At 67.0% G+C, this 18,217-nt stretch carries 13 protein-coding genes; 1 reads left to right on the top strand and 12 read right to left on the bottom strand.

What is annotated here, in order from left to right; genetic code table 11:
- Positions 1 to 29: 29 nt before the first annotated feature.
- The 4 genes from pstA to OP498_RS09185 form a co-directional block, all read right to left on the bottom strand.
- Positions 30 to 1,196: a phosphate ABC transporter permease PstA gene (gene pstA / locus OP498_RS09200; protein WP_280553303.1), complete on the bottom strand. Its 1,167-nt coding sequence runs from the start codon at positions 1,194 to 1,196 to the stop codon at positions 30 to 32.
- 18 nt (positions 1,197 to 1,214) lie between these two features.
- Positions 1,215 to 2,471 carry a phosphate ABC transporter permease subunit PstC gene (gene pstC, locus OP498_RS09195; RefSeq protein WP_280549604.1) on the bottom strand — a complete coding sequence of 419 codons (1,257 nt, stop codon included), beginning with the start codon at positions 2,469 to 2,471 and terminating at the stop codon, positions 1,215 to 1,217.
- A 104-nt stretch (positions 2,472 to 2,575) separates the two neighbouring features.
- Positions 2,576 to 3,604 carry a substrate-binding domain-containing protein gene (locus tag OP498_RS09190; RefSeq protein WP_280553302.1) on the bottom strand — a complete coding sequence of 343 codons (1,029 nt, stop codon included), beginning with the start codon at positions 3,602 to 3,604 and terminating at the stop codon, positions 2,576 to 2,578.
- 105 nt (positions 3,605 to 3,709) lie between these two features.
- A complete protein-coding gene (locus tag OP498_RS09185; protein ID WP_280549608.1) occupies positions 3,710 to 4,894 on the bottom strand; it encodes a Bcr/CflA family multidrug efflux MFS transporter in 1,185 nt (394 codons plus the stop codon).
- A gap of 137 nt (positions 4,895 to 5,031) precedes the next feature.
- Here OP498_RS09185 and tal point away from each other — a divergent pair, with 137 nt between their 5' ends.
- The gene (tal, locus tag OP498_RS09180; protein ID WP_280553301.1) at positions 5,032 to 5,970 is read left to right on the top strand and encodes a transaldolase; all 939 of its coding nucleotides are present in this window, start codon (positions 5,032 to 5,034) and stop codon (positions 5,968 to 5,970) included.
- 25 nt (positions 5,971 to 5,995) lie between these two features.
- On the opposite strand, the gene OP498_RS09175 is transcribed toward tal, so the two are convergent.
- The 8 genes from OP498_RS09175 to OP498_RS09140 form a co-directional block, all read right to left on the bottom strand.
- Positions 5,996 to 6,505, bottom strand: a complete 510-nt coding sequence (locus tag OP498_RS09175) for an STAS domain-containing protein (RefSeq protein ID WP_280549613.1) — start codon at positions 6,503 to 6,505, stop codon at positions 5,996 to 5,998.
- Positions 6,492 to 7,706 (bottom strand): fused response regulator/phosphatase, encoded by a 1,215-nt coding sequence (locus OP498_RS09170; protein ID WP_280549615.1) that lies wholly within the window; start codon positions 7,704 to 7,706, stop codon positions 6,492 to 6,494. The genes OP498_RS09175 and OP498_RS09170 overlap by 14 nt, the downstream gene beginning before the upstream one ends.
- Positions 7,707 to 7,718: 12 nt before the next feature.
- The gene (locus tag OP498_RS09165) at positions 7,719 to 8,492 is read right to left on the bottom strand and encodes a VacJ family lipoprotein (RefSeq protein ID WP_280549617.1); all 774 of its coding nucleotides are present in this window, start codon (positions 8,490 to 8,492) and stop codon (positions 7,719 to 7,721) included.
- A gap of 32 nt (positions 8,493 to 8,524) precedes the next feature.
- The gene (locus OP498_RS09160; protein WP_280549619.1) at positions 8,525 to 9,646 is read right to left on the bottom strand and encodes a beta-ketoacyl-ACP synthase III; all 1,122 of its coding nucleotides are present in this window, start codon (positions 9,644 to 9,646) and stop codon (positions 8,525 to 8,527) included.
- On the bottom strand, positions 9,643 to 13,683 hold the full coding sequence (hrpA, locus tag OP498_RS09155; protein ID WP_280553300.1) for an ATP-dependent RNA helicase HrpA: 4,041 nt from the start codon (positions 13,681 to 13,683) through the stop codon (positions 9,643 to 9,645). Before hrpA ends, OP498_RS09160 begins: the two co-directional genes overlap by 4 nt.
- Positions 13,684 to 13,827: 144 nt before the next feature.
- Positions 13,828 to 15,498, bottom strand: coding sequence for an AMP-binding protein (locus tag OP498_RS09150; RefSeq protein WP_280553299.1), 1,671 nt, complete (start codon positions 15,496 to 15,498; stop codon positions 13,828 to 13,830).
- Between the two features lie 101 nt (positions 15,499 to 15,599).
- Entirely contained in the window at positions 15,600 to 16,388 is a 789-nt protein-coding gene (locus OP498_RS09145; protein ID WP_280553297.1) for a class II glutamine amidotransferase, read from the bottom strand.
- Entirely contained in the window at positions 16,381 to 18,216 is a 1,836-nt protein-coding gene (locus tag OP498_RS09140; RefSeq protein ID WP_280553296.1) for a vWA domain-containing protein, read from the bottom strand. Before OP498_RS09140 ends, OP498_RS09145 begins: the two co-directional genes overlap by 8 nt.
- Position 18,217 lies beyond the last annotated feature (1 nt).

Below are 18,217 nucleotides of genomic sequence, written 5' to 3'. Positions count from 1 at the left end.
TCTATGGATATCCTGTAACGTAGCGTGGCCTACCAGCGGCGTTCGAACTTCTTGCGCAGGACGACGGCAGTGGCGTTAAGGAAGATCAGGATCGCCAGCAGCACAAGAATCCCCCCGGCGGTCTTCTCGACGAAGGCCTGATCCGGCTCGCCCGCCCAGGTGAAGATCTGCGCCGGCAGTACGGTGGCGGCCTGGGTGAAAGAGCTCCCCGCGTCGGGAATGAAGGCCACCATGCCGACGATGATCAGCGGTGCGGTCTCGCCCATGGCCTGGGCCAGGCCGATGATGGAACCGGTCATGATGCCCGGCATGGCCAGCGGCAGCACGTGGTCGCGCACCACCTGCCAGCGCGAGCAGCCCACCCCGAAGGCGGCGTGGCGGATCGTGTCCGGTACACTGCGCAGTGCCGTGCGGGTGGCGATGATGATTACCGGCAGGGTCATCAGCGCCAGGGTCATGCCGCCGACCAGCGGCGTGGAACGCGGCACGCCGAAGAAGTTGATGAAGATGGCCAGGCCCAGCAGGCCAAACAGGATCGAAGGAATCGCCGCCAGGTTGTTGATGTTGATCTCGATGATCTGGGTCAGGCGGTTGTCGGGGGCGAACTCCTCCAGGTAGACCGCCGTCATCACCCCGATGGGGAAGGCGATGGCCAGCGTCACCAGCAAGGTCATCACTGTGCCCACGGCAGCGGAGAGAATGCCCGACGCTTCCGGCATCTTGGAATCGCCGCTGGTGAAGAAGGTGGTGTTGAACTTGAGCTCCGCCCGGCCCTGTTCCACCAGGGCATCGACGGTGGTCTTCTGGGACTCACTGAGTTTGTTGCGGTTGCCCTTGAGGTATTGATCCACTTCGCTGTCGGCCAGCACCCAGCGGGTCTCGGTGGTGCCCATCAGCGACGGATTGTCGCGCATGCGGACCGGGATCAGGCGCTCGAAGGTACGGCTCACCAGGCGCGACACCTCGGGGTCCAGGGCGGCACGCCCCATGCGCTGGGCATCCTCGTTGTAGTCGACCTCCACCTGGATCTGCGCCTGCTGGAAGGCCGGCAGCCCTTTGGACAGCATGTCGGCGAAGAACAGCACCAGGAACAGGCCGGCGAGACCCAGGGCGCCCATGGAGAACCACTTCAGTCGTGCCGATTTGCGGTGGCGCTTGCGCAGCTGGGCGCTGATGTCGTCGAAGGATTGACTCATCTCGGCGATTCCTCGGCGTTACAGGTTGTTGACGCGATACTTCTCGCGGAAGCGGCGGATCATGAGCACCGATACCAGGTTCAGGCTCAGGGTGACGGCAAACAGCACCAGACCCAGGGCGAAGGCAGAGAGCGTCTCGGCACTCTCGAACTCCAGGTCACCGGTCAGCGCCGCCACGATACGCACCGTCACCGTGGTCATGTCCTCCAGCGGGTTGGCAGTGAGGTTGGGCCGCATGCCCGCCGCCATCACCACGATCATGGTCTCGCCCAGCGCCCGCGAGACCGCCAGCAGCGAGGCGGAGATGATCCCCGGCAGCGCCGCGGGAATGACCACGTCGCGGATAGTCTCACCCTTGGTCATGCCCAGTGCCAGTGAGCCCTGCCGCATGCTGTCCGGTACCGCGCTGATCACGTCGTCGGAAAGCGAGGAGATGAAGGGGATGATCATGATGCCCATCACCACCCCGGGCGCCACGGCATTGTTGAAAGAGGCATCCAGGCCGAAGAAGCCGGCCACGTCGACGATGATCGGCGCCACCGTGATGGCGGCGAAGAAGCCATAGACCACGGTGGGAATGCCGGCCAGCACCTCGAGGGTCGGCTTGGCCAGGGTGCGCACCCGCGACGGGGCGAACTCTGCCATGTAGACGGCCGAGAGCAGGCCCACGGGAATCGCTACCAGCATGGCGATGGCCGTGATCATGAAGGTGCCGGCGAACAGCGGCACCGAACCGAACTGGGCGGCGCTGCCGCCCTCGTCGCCGCGCCCCGCGGCGGCCAGGAAGCTGGCGCCGGGGTTCCAGACGGTGCCGGTGATGAAGTCCCAGAAGCTGTGCATCTGGAAGAATCGCAGCGCCTCGAAGACGATCGAGAAGAGGATGCCAAAGGTGGTGAAGATAGAGATCATGGCCGCCGCGACCAGGATCCGGCGAATCACCCACTCGATGGCCTGGCGGGCATGGAAGTCGGGCTTTACTTGGCTCACCCCCACCATCAGGCCGATAGCGGCGATCACTAGGCTGCCGGCCAGTAAATAGAAGGTGGGGATATCGGCGCCCAACAGCAGCATCAGGAAGGCCCCGATGGCGCCCACGGTGATCGCCGGCCCGGCGGTGGCGAGCACGGCGAACCAGGCGTACTGGTCGGGTTGAGCATACATGGCCGTGCCGCTGGCGCGCACTCGCGCGGCCTTGGCACGACCCAGGAAGAAGGCTATCAGACCCAGCAGCAGCAGGACGCCGCTGAACATGGCGAGGAGTTGGTTGGTCTGCATAGGTCTCTCTCGGTGGATAACGACGGCAGCGTGCCTGCCGGAACGTGAGACGGCCGGCAGCCGTGGGCTGCCGGCCGGATCAGGCATCCCTGCCCAACGGGTTGTTACTTGAGGTCGTCGACCTCGAGTTGGGCCCGGTTGGCAACCTTCTCGCGGGTCTGCTCACGCTCGGCTTCCGTCAGCGGGATCAGGCCCAGGTCACTCAGGTAGCCACCCTTGCCGATCATGGCCTCGGATACAAACATGTCGACATAGTCGTACAGCGGCGGCACGGCATCGGCGTGCTGGTTCTTGACGTAGAACCACAGCGAGCGGGCGATCGGGTAGTCCCCGGCGCTGATCGCCTCGGGTTCCGGCGCCACGCCCTCGATGGCGGTGCCGATCAGGGCGTTGGGATTCTCTTCGAGGAAAGAGTAGCCGAAGATGCCGAAGGCATCGGTGTCTTCACTCAGACGCTGGACGATCAGGTTATCGTTCTCCCCGGCATCGATGTAAGCGCCGTCGGAACGTACCTCAGTGTAGGCCTCGCCGCCGTAGGCCTCCATCTCCTCTGACGGGACTTCCATGGCGAGCTCTTCGAAGGCATCGCGGGTACCGGAAGTGCTGGGCGGGCCGTAGATGGAAATCTCGCGATCCGGCAGCGAGGCGTCGATGTCACTCCAGTTGGTGTAGGGGTTGTCGACCAGCTCGCCATCGACCGGCACCTTGGCGGCCACGGCCAGGAACAGCTGTTCGAGGGTCAGCTCGATGGCCTCATTGGTGCTGGACTGGGCGAAGACGATGCCGTCGGAACCGATCTTCACCTCGGTGACGTCGGTCACGCCGTTCTCGATGCAACGCTCGAGCTCAGAGAGCTTGATGCGGCGAGACGCATTGGTGATGTCCGGAGTGCCCTCGCCCACACCGTTGCAGAACAGGCGCAGTCCACCGCCGGAACCGGTGGACTCGATGACCGGCGTCGGGTTGCTGGTCACGGCACCGAACTCCTCGGTCACATAGCTGGCGAACGGGTAGACGGTGCTGGATCCGACGATGTGGATCTGATCACGGGCGTGGGCCACAGTGGCCACACTCATGACGGCGGCGGCGATGGCCGTGGTCTTGACAGCGCGGCTTTTGAGGATGCGATTCATGGAGCGATCTCCTGATGGGGACAGTGTGCAACCTTCGCGAGTCACACCTTGCCCCACTCAGATGACAGCTTCATGACATTTGACCGCCGCCGGCGAATCCGACCCTCACTCTAGCTCGGGACGCCCGGCCAGTACGCGAATGCCGAAATTGGCCAGCAGCGAGGCGCCGAGCATGGTGCCCACCATCGGCCAGGCGCTGTCCACCTCGAAGGCGCCCACCAGCACCCCGGCCAGGGCGCCGCTGGAGAACTGTAGGCTGCCCTGCAGGGCGGCCGCGGTGGCGCTCATGTGATGGAAGCGGTCGAGCAGCGAGGTGATGGCGTTGGGGGCGATCAGGCCGATGGTGCCGGCGAACAGCATGATCAGCGGCACCATGGTGGCAAGCGACTCCCGCCCGGTGACCACCACCAGCGCAAGTCCGAGGCCGGCGGCCAGCTGGATACCCAGCCCCAGGCGCAAGTTCTGCAGGGGCGTGCGCCATCTCAGCAAGCGGATATTGAGGCGATTGGAGGCCACCATGGCCACCACGTTGACGCCGAACACCAGCGGATAGAGTGACGGCGTCAGGTCGAAGTGCTCGAGATAGAGAAACGGCGAGGCGGTGACGAAGGCGAACAGCCCAGCGAACGACATCGAGGCGGCAGCGATGAAGCCCATGGCCCGACGATCGCCAAGCACGCTGGCATAGTTGACCAGCACCTTGGCCGGCGTTGCCGCAGACCGGCCGGACGGTCGCGTCTCGGGTAGCCGGGTGCCCAGCAGCCACATCAAGAAACCGGCGTAGGCGGCAAGGAACACGAAGATCAGCCACCAGTCGGCGAGATACAGCAGCCCGCTGCCCACCACCGGCGCCACCAGCGGCGCCATCAGCATGATGATGGCCATGGTCGACATCACCTTGGCGGCTTCACGGCCCTTGAAACAGTCGCGCACGATGGCCGCCGAGTTGACGACGGTCGCGCCACCGCCCAGCGCCTGGACGAAGCGCCAGGTCAAGAGCTCACCCAGAGAGCCCACCGTAGCGATCACCAGGCTGGCCAGCAGGAAGACCACCAGGCCACCCAGCAGCACCGGCTTGCGCCCCACCCGATCGGACACCGGGCCGAACACCAGCTGGCCCAGGGCGAAGCCGGCCAGGAAGGTGGAGAGCGACAGCTCCGTGTGATGGATGCTGGCGCCGATATGCCCGGCGATCGCCGACATGGCCGGCAGGTAGGCATCGATGGCGAAGGGCGCCAGGGCCGTATTGGCGGCCACCAGCAGCGCCACGCGTCGAGGATTCAGGGTCAAGGCGCCTCCGAGGCAGCAACCGGACAAACAGATAGTAAGCTAATGATACCTGAAACCGTAGCCCCTGCCTCGATCGTCTATATTCGGCCACCTCGCCTTGCTAGAGTGGCCCCCACGACAACCGGAGGGATCCCGCCATGGCAGATGACCTGCTTTCACAACTCAAGACCATGACCACCGTGGTCGCCGACACCGGTGATCTCGAGGCGATTCGCCGCTTCTCGCCCACCGATGCCACCACCAACCCGTCACTGATCCTCCAGGCGGCCCAGCAGGAGGCACGCCGCGCACGGCTGGCCGAAATCGCCCGCCATGCGACCGACATCGACGATGCCCTGGACGCGGTGGCCGTGGAGATCGGCAGCGAGGTCAGTGCCCTGATACCGGGCCATGTCTCCACCGAGGTCAGCGCCCGCCTCTCCTTCGACAGCGACGCCACCCTGGCGCGGGCCCGCTCGCTGATCGAGCGTTACGGGCGTCACGGCGTCGGTCCCGAGCGCATCCTGATCAAGGTCGCCGCCACCTGGGAAGGCATCCGTGCCGCCCGGACTCTCGAGCGCGAAGGCATCCACACCAACCTCACCCTGCTGTTCAGCTTCGCCCAGGCCCGGGCCTGCGCGGATGCCGGCGTCACCCTGGTCTCGCCCTTCGTCGGCCGGATACTGGACTGGCACAAGGCGCAGGAGCCCGATGCCGACTTCAGTGGCGACCGCGACCCGGGCGTGCAGTCCGTCAGGCGCATCTACGAACACTTCAAGGGGCATGGCTACGACACCATCGTGATGGGCGCGAGCTTCCGCAACGCCGGCGAGATCATCGCCCTGGCCGGCTGTGACCGCCTGACCCTCTCGCCCAAGCTGCTGGAAGAGCTGGCCGACACCACCGGTAACCTGGAGCGTCGGCTTATGCCGCTGGACGCCGAGACTCGCGCCCCCGAGCCCCAGGACGAGGCCGAGTTCCGCTGGGAGATGAACGAGGATGCCATGGCCACCGATAAGCTGGCGGAAGGCATCCGCAAGTTCATGGCCGACCAGCGCAAGCTGGAGGCGCTGCTGGGTGAGCTGAGGAAGGGCTGACCGACCGGGGCCGCCGAGGGCCCGGTCAATGGCCGTGCGAGGCGGCCTCCTGGGCCTCGAGCATCTCGACGAGGGGCTGAAACTCCTCGCGGTTATGCTCGTTCAGGCGCATCAGGATACGGTGGGCCTCGAGGACCCGCTGGCGGGTTTCCTCGACGTCGGTGGGAATCTCGGGGAGATCGCAAAGCTCACAGGTCTCGGTGATCGGCGTCTCCACCAGGGTGAAGATGCGCGAGAACCCCATGACGTCAAGCATCCGCCGGACATCCGGGTTGTCGGCGATGATGGTCGCTCGCTCGGTGACACGGCCCTGCACTGCCATCGCTACCTTGGCGAGGAAGCCCAAGGCAGTGGAATCCACGTTGGTGGTGTCGCGCAGGTCGATGATCAGCGTCTCGAGGCCCGGGGTCTCGGCCAGCTGCTGGGCCTGACGGTCCAGGGTGGCGCAGAGCGTCAGGCGCACGTCTCCGCACAGCTTGAGGACGAAGACCCCGGAATCGAACGCCGCCTTGATGCGGCCTTCATTGTTTATCATTGCCAAATCCGCTCAACGTCATGATCGTCAGGTCGTCTGGCAGTTCCTCGTGTCCCGGGGCGCTCTGGGCGACGCCTTCATCATCGTCCGCCAATGCCCCCAGTGCAAGGCTGCCACGTAGGTCCTCCAGCGTCTCGCTGGCCAGGACCCGCCGCTCGAGCTCCCTGAGCCGCAGATCGAGGGTGTCGCCCGGCAGACACTCCAGTATCCCATCCGAACACAGCCACAGCCGGAAGTTCTCCGGCAGCTCGCAGCCCAGCATCGGGTAGTCGATCCCCGGGAAGAGGCCGACCGGCATGCCCTCGCCGGGCAACGGCGTCACCTTGCCATCGGACACCAGCAGGGGCATGGGCAGCTGCGCGCCCAGCGAATAGTGGAGATAACGACGTTGATGGTCAATGACCCCGACGAGCAGGGTCGCATGCTTGCCGATGCCGGCATCCAGCAGTTCGCGATTGAGCGCCGCCAGCCAGCGCGGCGCCAGGGCCTCGGGATGCTCGCCGTCCCACTCGTGCTGCCAGTGATTGGAGAGATACTTCAGCAGCACGGTGACAAAGGCCGAAGAGGCCCCGTGCCCGGAGACATCGGCAAAATAGAACAGGCTGTAGCGCTCGTCGAAAGCCTGGAAATCGAGGAAATCCCCGGACAGGTAGAGCGAGGGCGCCAGCCAGTAGTCGAAGGTCACGTCATTGAGGGTCTGTGGCCGCGGGGGCAGCAGCTTACGCTGGATCTGTCCGCCGGCCTGTTGATCAAGGCGCAGCATCGCCAGATGCGTCTCGAGGCTCTCGTTGAGTTCTTCCAGGTCCTCATTGAGCTGGGCCAGGCGGGCACGATCATGCTCACGCTCCGCGGCCAGGCGATGCACCTCGATGGCCTTACCGATCATGCGCCGCAGCAGGGACCCATGGCGCAGCGGGTCGACGATGTAGTCCACCAGGCCGACATCGACCGCGCGCAGCAGGTCGGCATCCTGGCGCTCGTCGCTGACCACCAGGGTCGGCAGGCATTCAGCGAGATGTGTCCAGTCCCCGCTGGGCACCGCCCGGGAATGGGCCACGATGAGGGCGGTTTCCGGCGGGAGTCCCTCGATGCTGTCGGCGGCATATACCGCCAGGCCGTCACGGGCGATGGTCTCGGCCAGGGCATCACGCTCCGACCCCGGCACGTCGATCACCCCGATCAGTTGCTTGGCTGGTGGCATGCAGTCATGGCCTCAATCGGCGAAGGCATCATCGAAGTCCGCCTCATCGAAGTTGAACTCCTCGTTGACGAAGGGATCTTCGCCCTGCTCGCCATCGCTGACTTCGAAGCGGCGCTGCTGCAGCCAGGTATCACGAATGAAACTGTAGCGATCGCCCCGGATCAGCGCCTCCTGGTCGAGCAGGCCGGCCCGGGCATCGATCACCCTCAGGGCGGTAAGGCCGATGCGCACCTCGTCATCCTCCACGTAGGTGGTCGGATAGGTAACCATGTCCACCGGCAGCCCGGCGGTATCGCGCAGCGTGCTCGGACCGAGCAGCGGCAGCACCAGGTAGGCTCCCTCGCCCAGGCCCCAGACAGCGAGCGTCTGGCCGAAGTCCTCCTCGCGGCCGGTGACCTCCATTCGCGAGGCGACGTCGAACAGGCCACCGATGCCGACGGTGCTGTTGATCAGGAAGCGACCGGTGGCCACGCTGGCGTTGGTGCCCTTGCCCTGCAACAGGCTGTTGAGCGCGGTGCGAATCTCCCCCAAGTTGGAGAAGAAGTTGCCGACACCGGTCTCCACCGGGTCCGGCGTGACGAAGCGGTAGCCCCGGGCAGCGGGCTTGAGCGCGTATCGGTCGACCACATCATTGAAGGCGAACACCTTGCGGTTGAAGCCCTCCAAAGGGTCGTCGGGATTTCGCTCCCGCACTTCCCCGCTGGTGGCGCACCCCGCGCTGGCCACCAGCAAAAACGCCAGTGCTCCCCGCCCGACCCATCTCGTCAGCCCTTGTCTCATTGGCATTCTCGCCTCCCAGCGGTTCCCTGTCATGACGCTCATTGGCGACGCACCACCACGCTGCCGGCACTGTATCCCGCGCCGAAGGAACAGACCACCCCGAGCGCGCCGCGTGGCAGGTCGCCCCGGTGCAGGTGGAAGGCGATGATCGAACCCGCCGAGCTGGTGTTGGCGTAGCGATCGAGGATGATCGGCGCCTGTTCGGGGCTCGGGTCATGGCCCAGCACGCGCCGGGCAATGAGGTCGTTCATGTGGCGGTTGGCCTGGTGCAGCCAGAGCCGCGACAGGTCGCCGCCCGTAAGCTCGAGGCTCGCCAGGTGATCGGTGATCAGCGCTGCCACCAGCGGACAGACCTCCTTGAAGACCCGCCGGCCCTCCTGGACGAAGAGCTTGTCGATGGCCTGCGGATCGCTGTCGGTGACCCGGTTGAGGAAGCCGGCGTTGTTGCGGATGGCGTTGGAGAAGCGCGTGACCAGGCGGGCGCCGAGGATCTCGAAGCGCTCCTCGGCGGTGGCGACCTGCTCGCTCTCCAGCACGATGGCGGTGCAGGCATCACCGAAGATGAAGTGGCTGTCGCGGTCCCGGAAGTTGAGGTGCGCCGAGCAGATCTCGGGGTCGACCACCAGCGCCCGCTTGACGCTGCCGGCGCGGATGGCATTGGCGGCGGTCTCGATGGCGAAGGTCGCCGAGCTGCAGGCGACGTTCATGTCGAAGGCATAGCCGCCCGCGCCGAGCGTATCCTGGAGTTCCACCGCGACGGCCGGGTAGGGCCGCTCCAGGTTGGAGCAGGCGACGATGACCAGCTCGATATCCGCGGCCTCGACCCCCGCCGCGTCCAGGGCCTCGCGCGCCGCGGCCAGGCCCATCTCGCACTGGAGGGAGGGCGCGTCATTGCCGCGTTCCGGCAGCCGGGGACGCATCCGCGCGGGGTCGAGGATGCCCTCGGCGTCGAGCACGTAACGGCTGTGGATGCCCGAGGCCTTGACGATGAACTCGGTGCTGGAGTGTGGCAGCGGTTCACGCTCGCCGGCGGCGATGGCAGCGGCATGGCGCGCGTTCTCGGCGTCCACCCAGGCGTTGAACGAGTCCACCAGGGCCGCGTTGTCGATGGCGTGTGGTGGGGTGAAGAGGCCCGTCCCGGTAATCACCACTTGGCTCATGCTTTTCTCCCTGTGAGTTCTGCCCAGCGCTTCTCGAGGCGCTTGGTGGAGACCGGGAACCTCGTGCCCAACTGCTGGGCGAAGAGCGAGACCCGCAGCTCCTCGATCCACCAGCCGAACTCCACCAGTACCGGGTCCTCCACCCCGCCGCGTCGCTCGCTCTCGCGGCGGGCCACCAGCCGCGCCTCGAAGTCCTGGACCTCCTGCATGTGCATCTGGTCGCGCATGCGCTCCCGCGGCGCCTTCTCCAGGCGGATCAGCGCCGCGTCCATGTAGCGGGGGTACTCCTCGAGCCACTCCCCCGCCTCGCTGACGAAACCGGGATGCACCAGCTGCTGCATCTGGGCCTTGAGGTCACTGTAGACCAGCGCCAGGGCCAGGTTCAGCCGCCCCTTGAGCGCCTTGGTCACGGCCAGGTGCCCCTTGAGCGCCTGCTCCAGGGTGGCCACCAGGACCTCCGCCCGGGGCAGCAGCGCATCGCGCGTCGCCTCGAGGCGCTGCTCCAGTTCGCCCCGCGAGCGCGGCAGCGCCTCGCTGGCCACCACCTGGCCAAACACCCCGGCCACCACGTCATCGATGAGCTGTCGCTTGCTGCCGACCTTGGCGAACAGCAGCGCACAGGTCTCCAGCCCCTTCAGGCGTTCGATGGCCCGCACTTGGTCGGGCAGGCGTTCCATGGCCGCCCTGACCACGCCCCGGCGATGGGCCTCGCGGGCCTTGTCGGGATGGTCGAAGAGCTCGACCCGGAAGGCCTCCTTGGCGGGCACCAGGGCCGGGTAGGCCTCCACCCGGATGCCCGCCTGGGTGGTGACCCGGGACTCGGGCAGGGGCGTCTCGGGCAGGGCCTCGAGCTCGCCTTCGCTGCTGGCCTGCTCGGCCAGGGCCCGGGCGCCCTCCCCGGCGGCGGCCTCGAAGCGGCGCTCCAGTTCACGAGCGTCTCGGCCCTGGCCCAGGGTCCGGCCCTGGTGATCGACCACCCGCAGGTTCATCACCAGGTGCGGCTCCAGCTGGTCGAGGCGCCAGTCGTCGGGATGGAGCCGTACACCGGTCTTGCGGCGCAGGAATTCACCCAGCGCCTCGGTGAGCGGCACGTCGTCCGGCGTCATGGCCTCGAGGGCGGCGTCGACCCAGTCGGGAATCGGCACCACCTGGCGGCGCACCGCCTTGGGCAGCGACTTCATCAGCGCGATGCCCTTCTCGCGCAGCAGGCCCGGGACCAGCCACTCGAGCCGCGCCAGGGGCAGCTGGGGCAGCATGGCCGCCGGCACGGTCAGCGTCACCCCGTCGTCCGCGGCCCCAGGCTGGAAGTGGTAGGAAAGCGGATAGCGCACGCCACCCAGCACCAGCTCGTCGGGGTAGTCGGCCACGGTGACCTCCCCGGCCTCCCGCGCCAGCAGGGCCGCGCGGTCGAACTTCAGGATGTCGCGGTTCTCGCGCTCGGCCTGCCGACGCCAGGCCTCGAAGCCCTTGCCGTTGACGATCTCCGCGGGGATGCGTTCGTCGTAGAAGGCGAACAGGGTCTCCTCGTCGACCAGAATATCGCGCCTGCGGGCCCGGTCCTCGAGATCCTCGACCTCCTCCACCAGCGCCCGGTTGTGGGCGAAGAAGTCGCCCCTGGTCTTGAACTCGCCCTCCACCAGTGCCCGGCGGATGAAAATCTCCCGGGACTCCTGCGGGGCCATGGCACCATAGTGGACCTTGCGTCCGGCGACGATCGGCAGGCCGAAGAGCGTGACCTGCTCGGTGGCGACCACCTGGGCGCGCTTCATCTCCCAGTGCGGCTCGGCATAGGAGCGCTTCACCAGGTGGCCGGCCAGCGGTTCGATCCACTGGGGCTCGATCCTGGCCACGGTCCGGGCGAAGAGCTTGCTGGTCTCGACCAGTTCGAAGGCCATCAGCCACTTGGGGGACTTCTTGGCAAGGCCCGACCCCGGATGGATCAGGAACTTGCGGTTGCGTGCCCCCAGGTACTCGCGATTCTCGGTGGCGAGGCCCAAGTGCGAGAGCAAGCCGGTGAGCAGTGCCTTGTGTAGGGCCACGGCGCTTTCTCGGCGGGCTTCCACGCGGCTCTTGTCGTCCCAGGCCGGGTCATCGGCGGCAAGCCGTGGGGCCGGCGGCGGTACCTCGATCTGCATGTCGCGCAGCAGCTGGCGCAGCTGGCGAAAGGTGTCATGCCACTCGCGCAGGCGCAGATAGTTGAGATAGTGATCCTTGCACCAGCGCCGCAGCCGATTACCGGAGAGCTCCTCGCGGGCGACTTCGAAGCCGTTCCAGAGGTTGAGCAGGGCCACGAAGTCGGAGTCCGGGTCCTGCCAGCGGCGGTGGGCCTGATCGGCGGCCTGGCGCTTGTCGGCCGGCCGGTCGCGGGGATCCTGCACCGCCAGGCCGGCGACCACGATCAGCACCTCGCGCAAGCCCCCCTGCTCGGCGCCGGCCAGCACCATGCGCGCCAGGCGCGGGTCGATGGGCAGCCGCGACAGTTTGCGCCCCAACGGGGTCAGGCGGTTGTCCGCGTCCACCGCGCCCAGCTCGAACAGCAGCCGGAAGCCATCGGTGACGAAACGCGAATCCGGCGGATCGACGAACGGGAAGGTCGCGATGTCATCGGGGTTCAACGACAGCAGCGACAGCATCGAGAGGATCACCGAGGCCAGATTGGTGCGGCGGATCTCGGGGTCGGTAAATTCGGGCCGGGCGAGGAAGTCCTCCTCGTCGTAAAGCCGGATGCAGACCCCCTCGGCCACGCGCCCGCAGCGCCCCTTGCGCTGGTTGGCGCTGGCCTGGCTGACCGGCTCCACCGGCAGGCGCTGGATCTTGGTCTTGTAGCTGTAGCGGCTGAGACGCACCAGCCCCGGGTCGATGACGTAGCGGATGCCCGGCACGGTGAGCGAGGTCTCCGCCACGTTGGTGGAGAGCACGATGCGCCGCCCCGCATGGGGGGCGAAGACACGGTTCTGCTCGGCATTGGAGAGCCGCGCATAGAGCGGCAGGATCTCGGTGCCCTTGAGGTCGGCACGGCGCAGGGTGTCGGCGGTCTCACGAATCTCGCGCTCACCGGGCAGGAATACCAGGATGTCGCGCGGGCCATGGAACCAGCGCTTGTCGCGCTCGACCCGCTCGATCTCCTCCACGGCGTGGAGGATGCCCTCCTGCAGAGTACGATCCTCCTCGTCGTCATCATCGCGCACCAGCGGCCGATAGCGCACCTCCACCGGGTGGGTGCGCCCGGTGACCTCCACCACCGGCGCCGGCTGGCCCCGTCCCTGGGCGTCGGTGCGCCCGAAGTGCTCGGCGAAGCGGGCCACGTCGATGGTTGCCGAGGTGATGATCACCTTGAGGTCGGGGCGCCGCGCGGTGAGGCGCTTGAGGTAGCCGAGCAGGAAGTCGATATTAAGGCTGCGCTCATGGGCCTCGTCGATGATGATGGCCTCGTAGCGCATCAGATCCGGGTCGTGGCGGGTCTCGGCGAGCAGGATGCCGTCGGTCATCAGCTTGACCAGGGTGTCGTCGCTGCTCTGGTCGGTGAAACGCACCTGGTAGCCCACCTGTTCGCCCAGCGGCACCTGGAGCTCCTCGGCGAGGCGATTGGCCACCGAGCGCGCCGCCAGGCGCCGCGGCTGGGTGTGGCCGATCAGTCCACGGCGCCCCAGGCCCAGTTCCAGGCAGAGCTTGGGCAGCTGGGTGGTCTTGCCCGAGCCGGTCTCGCCGGCCACCACCACCACCGGATGCCCGCGCAGGGCCGCGAGGATGTCCTCCCGACGCTCCGCCACCGGCAGCGATGGCGGATACTCGAGGGCCACCGGCCGCGCCCGACGCCGTTCCACCTGCTGCCGCGAACGCTCGAGCGCGCACCGCACCTCGACGAGGCCGCGGTCCACGGGCTTGCCCTCCCTCAGTCGACGGCGCAGCCCGCGCAGGCGCTTGTCCAGGGTCGGGACGTCGCGCCGCAGGGCATCATCGAGGTCGCGGGTCAGGGCGTCGAGCTCGGCGGCATCCTGGGCGTTCGCGGCGGGGGCCTGGCGGGTCTCGGGGGTCACGGTCTCTACGGTCGTCTCCGGGTCACGGTCATCAAAAAACTGCCCGCCCAGGACTCCCGGAGCGGGCAGTGCATTGTAACGCCGAGGTCACGACGACGCCTAATCGGAACCATCAAGCGTGGCTATCAGGTTGCAAGAAGAAAGCTATCGCTTCTCGCGCTCCTCGTCGCGAAGCTGGCGTCGCAGGACTTTCCCCACATTCGTCTTGGGCAACTCGTCGCGGAACTCCACGAACCTCGGCACCTTGTAGCCGGCGAGATCCTTCTTGCACCAGGCCCGCAGGGTCTCGGCATCGAGGGTCTCGTCCCGGGAGACGACGAACAGCTTGATCGCCTCGCCGCTGGTCTCGTCGGGCACTCCCACGGCCGCGGACTCGATCACCCCGGGATGGGCCGCCACCACGTCCTCGATCTCGTTGGGGTACACGTTGAAGCCAGAGACCAGGATCATGTCCTTCTTGCGATCGACGATGCGGATGTAGCCATCCGGCTGGAGCACGGCAATGTCGCCGGTATGAAACCAGCCCTGGCCGTCGATCGCACAGGCGGTCTCCTCGTCCCGGTTCCAGTAGCCCTTCATCACCTGGGGGCCCCTGACGCAGAGCTCCCCGGCGGCATCGAAGGGCGCATCCTGACCATCGGCATCCACCACCTTCACCTCGGTCCCCGCCACCGGCTTGCCGATGGTGCCAAGCTGGGCGGCATCCACGGGATTGAAGCTGACGATGGGCGAGGTCTCGGTCAGGCCATAGCCCTCGGCCACCGGACAGCCGGTGACCTCCTCCCAGCGCTGCGCCGCGGCCCGGGTCAGGGCCATGCCGCCGGAGATGGTCAGGTGCAGCCGGGAGAAGTCGAGACGGCGAAAGTCCTCGCGGTTGCACAGGGCATTGAAGAGGGTGTTCAGCCCGATGAAACCGGTAAAGGAGAGCCCCTTGAGGGTCTTGACGAAGGCATCCAGGTCGCGGGGGTTGGGGATCAGCACCGAGTGATTGCCGGTCTCCATCATGAACAGGCAGTTCACCGTAAAGGTGTAGATATGGTAGACGGGCAGTGGCGCGATGATGGTCTCGGCGCCGTCGGTCAGCGCCGGGCCGATGGCCTGGCGAGCCTGGAGCATGTTGGCCACCAGGTTGCGATGGGTGAGCATGGCGCCCTTGGCTAGCCCGGTGGTGCCGCCGGTGTACTGCAGCGCGGCGATGTCGTCGGGGCCGCACGTCACTTCCTGATGGCGACGCCCGGCGCCCACCTTCAGGGCCTGACGCAACGGCGTGGCACCGGGCAGCGAGTAGGCCGGCACCATTCGCTTGACGTGCTTGACCACGGCATTGATCAACTGGCGCTTCGGGAAGCCATGCAGATCCCCGAGCTGCGTCACCACCACATGCTGGATATCGGTGCGCTCGAGGATGCGTTCGAGCTTGTCGGCCATGTTGGCCAGGATGACGATGGCCCGGACCCCGGCGTCCTTGAACTGGTGGGCCATCTCCCGCTCGGTATACAGCGGGTTGGTGTTGACCACCACCAGCCCCGCCCGCAGGGCACCAAACACCGCCACCGGGAACTGCAGCACGTTGGGCAGCTGGATGGCGATGCGGTCCCCCGGCTGCAGCGTGGTCTCCTGCTGCAGCCAGGCAGCAAAGTCCCCGGAGAGGCGGTCGAGTTCGGCATAGGTCAGCATTCGTCCCATGCAGCTGAACGCCGGCTTGTCGGCGAAGCGCGCCACGGAGGAGTGGAAGACATCCATCACCGAGGCGTAGGCGTCGAGCCCCTCAAGGGGCTGACCGGTCAGGATGGCGGGCTTGTCGTTCTCGCTCATGGGCAGTCTCCACGCTGCGGCTGATGTCATCAGCCGGCTTGTTGTTCTTTGCGCCTACCTTATACCAGCGCCTTTGCGGCTGTAAAACACCCGATTGAAACCTACGTTTTAAAGCGCGCCTGGATCACGCCGCCCTGCCAGACCAGCAGCTCGCCGGGTACCATGCGCACCCACTCCTCGTTGTCGGTGAGCGGCTCGGTGGCAATCACCGAGACCACGTCGTCGGCCGTGGTGTGCTCGGCGAAGTTGACCGTCAGCTCGGCATCCGAGAGGCTTGCCCGGCCGAAGGGCGCCCGCCGCGTGATATGGGCCAGCTTGGTGGAACAGTAAGTGTAGAGATAGTCGCCATCGGCCAGCAGAAGATTGAAAACCCCCAGGCCTCGCAGTCGCTCACAGAGACCGTGCAGGGTCCCCCAGAGGGCATGACGCTGGGCGTCATCATCCGGCGGTTCAGGAAAGGCGCCGCGCAGCTCACCGAGCAGCCAGCAGAAGGCATGCTCGCTGTCGGTGCTGCCCACCGAGCGATAGAAGGAGTGCGGCAAAGCCTGCCAATCGGCGAGCTGGCCATTGTGGGCATAGCACCAAGGGCGCCCCCACATCTCGCGGACGAAGGGATGGGTGTTGGCCAGGCGCACCTGGCCGACATTGGCCTGCCGGATATGACTGATGACGATGTTCGACTTGATCGGATAATCGCAGATCAGCCGGGCGATGGGGGAGTGCACCGAGGGGTGGGGATCACGGAAGTCCCGATAACCGCCCTCCTCGTAGAAGGCGATACCCCAGCCGTCACGGTGTGGCCCGGTCCCCCCGCCACGGTGCAGAAAGCCGGTGAAGCTGAAGCAGATGTCAGTGGGCACATTGGCGCTCATGCCCAGCAATTCACACATGGGGTTCCTCCCGGCGTACGGGGCGTCGCACGCGGCGACGCCGGATCAGGCCGATCACCAACACCAGCCACAGCACCACCACCAGCGCCACGGCCGCCCACAGAAGCGGATCATGGCGATGCGCCTCCCACTGCCGCTGCAGGCCCGGCACTCCCGCCTGCCAGAGATCACGCGCCTGTCCGGGCAGGCGATTGACCCAGGCGACGAAGCGGTCGGCCGAGGTCTCGGGGGGCGGCAGAGGGGAATCGCTGCGCTCCCCGTTCTCGACGCGTTCGGTCCCGAGGGTCGGCCCGGTTACGTCCGCCAGGTCGATGCCGATGCGGCCTTCGGGGTTGAGTATCAGGCGCGGCAGGGCCAGCTCGCGGGTCTCGCCATCCAGCTCGAGGGTGGCCGTGAGCAGCAGTGGCTGGCTCAGTTCCTCGTCGAGCTCGGGCAGGTCGAGATGCCAGCGCGAGGCCCCGACCGCCCGGGCCTCGAGACGTTCTCCCTGCAGCTCGCCATGGATCTCGGTGTTGTCGCGATTCAGCCGGGGATGCTCGGCGGCCAGCACCACCCGACCCTGCCGGGGCCGATGCACCGCCCCGATGGCCGGCAGCACGTTCACCGCCTGCACCCGCTGGCGGTGAAACCTCTCCCCCTCGGCACGGATCACCAGACGCGCATTGCCGGTCAGCGCCGGCGCCGGCAGGCGGCCAAGGAAGCGCCCCGCCTCGGCCTGCAAGGTGATCCGGGACTGTGCCTTGCCCTCCGCGTCCTGCAGCAAGACCGAGAGGGTGAGTTCCTCGCCTTCCTCGCCGAGGGGGTCACCATCGCGCTCCACCCAGGCCTGGACCGGGACTTCGAAGCCCAGATAGAGGGTGGTCGGCAGATCGGCGAGCCGCAGGTGAAGTGGGGAGGCGACGTTGATGCGACTGCCCTCGCCCACCGGCCCCTCGAGACGCCACTCGCCGACCTGGGGATCGGGCACCCGGATCAGGTCGAAGCGAGGCTCCACCTGCCAGCGAATGTCGTCCGGCGCCTCGTCGGCCCGGTAGCGCGTGCCGTCCGGCGCGACCAAGGTCAGGGGGGCATCGTCGGGCGCGTGGAAGACCAGTGCCGAGAAGTTTTCCACGTCATCGTCGATGACGAAGCGCCTCTCCTCCAGCGGCACCTGGTCGGCGGGGAAGATACGCTCGATGATGTCGAGGAAGGCGCCCAGCAGGCTCTCGGGGTTCTCCGCGAGCGCCGCCAGCCCCCCGGTGGACTGGGCCAGCCGCTCCACCAGGGCCAGGTCGGCCTCGTCGGAGAAGGCGATGGCATGGATGGCCACGCCCTGATCGGCCAGTTCGGCGGCCAGTTCGTCCACCAGGCGCTCGCGCGAGGCTTCGTCGACCTCGGGCTTGGCCCCCCGGGCCGGTGACAGATCGATCACGCCATCGGTGAGCAGCACCAGGTGGCGCCAGCCGTTGGCCTCGGCCCTTGCCGCCTCGCGAAGGGCCACCTCGATATCGGTGTACTGCTGGTAGTCCTGCAGGGCCGGAGGCAGGGCCAGGGCCCGTTCGCGCCAGGCCGCATCCACCTCGCCCAGCGGCAGGGGGTTGTCGACCGTCTCACCGAAGGTCCAGACGCCCGCCGTGGCGCCGTTGGGCAGCAGCGCCACCAGCATGTCCAGGGCACTGAGCGCCAGGCGATCGGGATCGTTTTCCTTCATGCTGCCGGAGACATCGACCACCACCCGGACGTCCGGCCGCTCCTCCTCGCCGACCTGTGCCGGCGCCTGGCTCGCCCACAGCCACAGGGCACCGCCGATTGCCAGCATCCAGGTCAGCCGGCCAACGGGCCTTTCCATG

Source organism: Halomonas sp. 25-S5, assembly GCF_029889845.1.
GTDB lineage: Bacteria > Pseudomonadota > Gammaproteobacteria > Pseudomonadales > Halomonadaceae > Halomonas.
The sequence above is the reverse complement of the archived record's forward strand: the minus strand, read 5'-3'. Positions and strand labels throughout refer to the sequence as shown.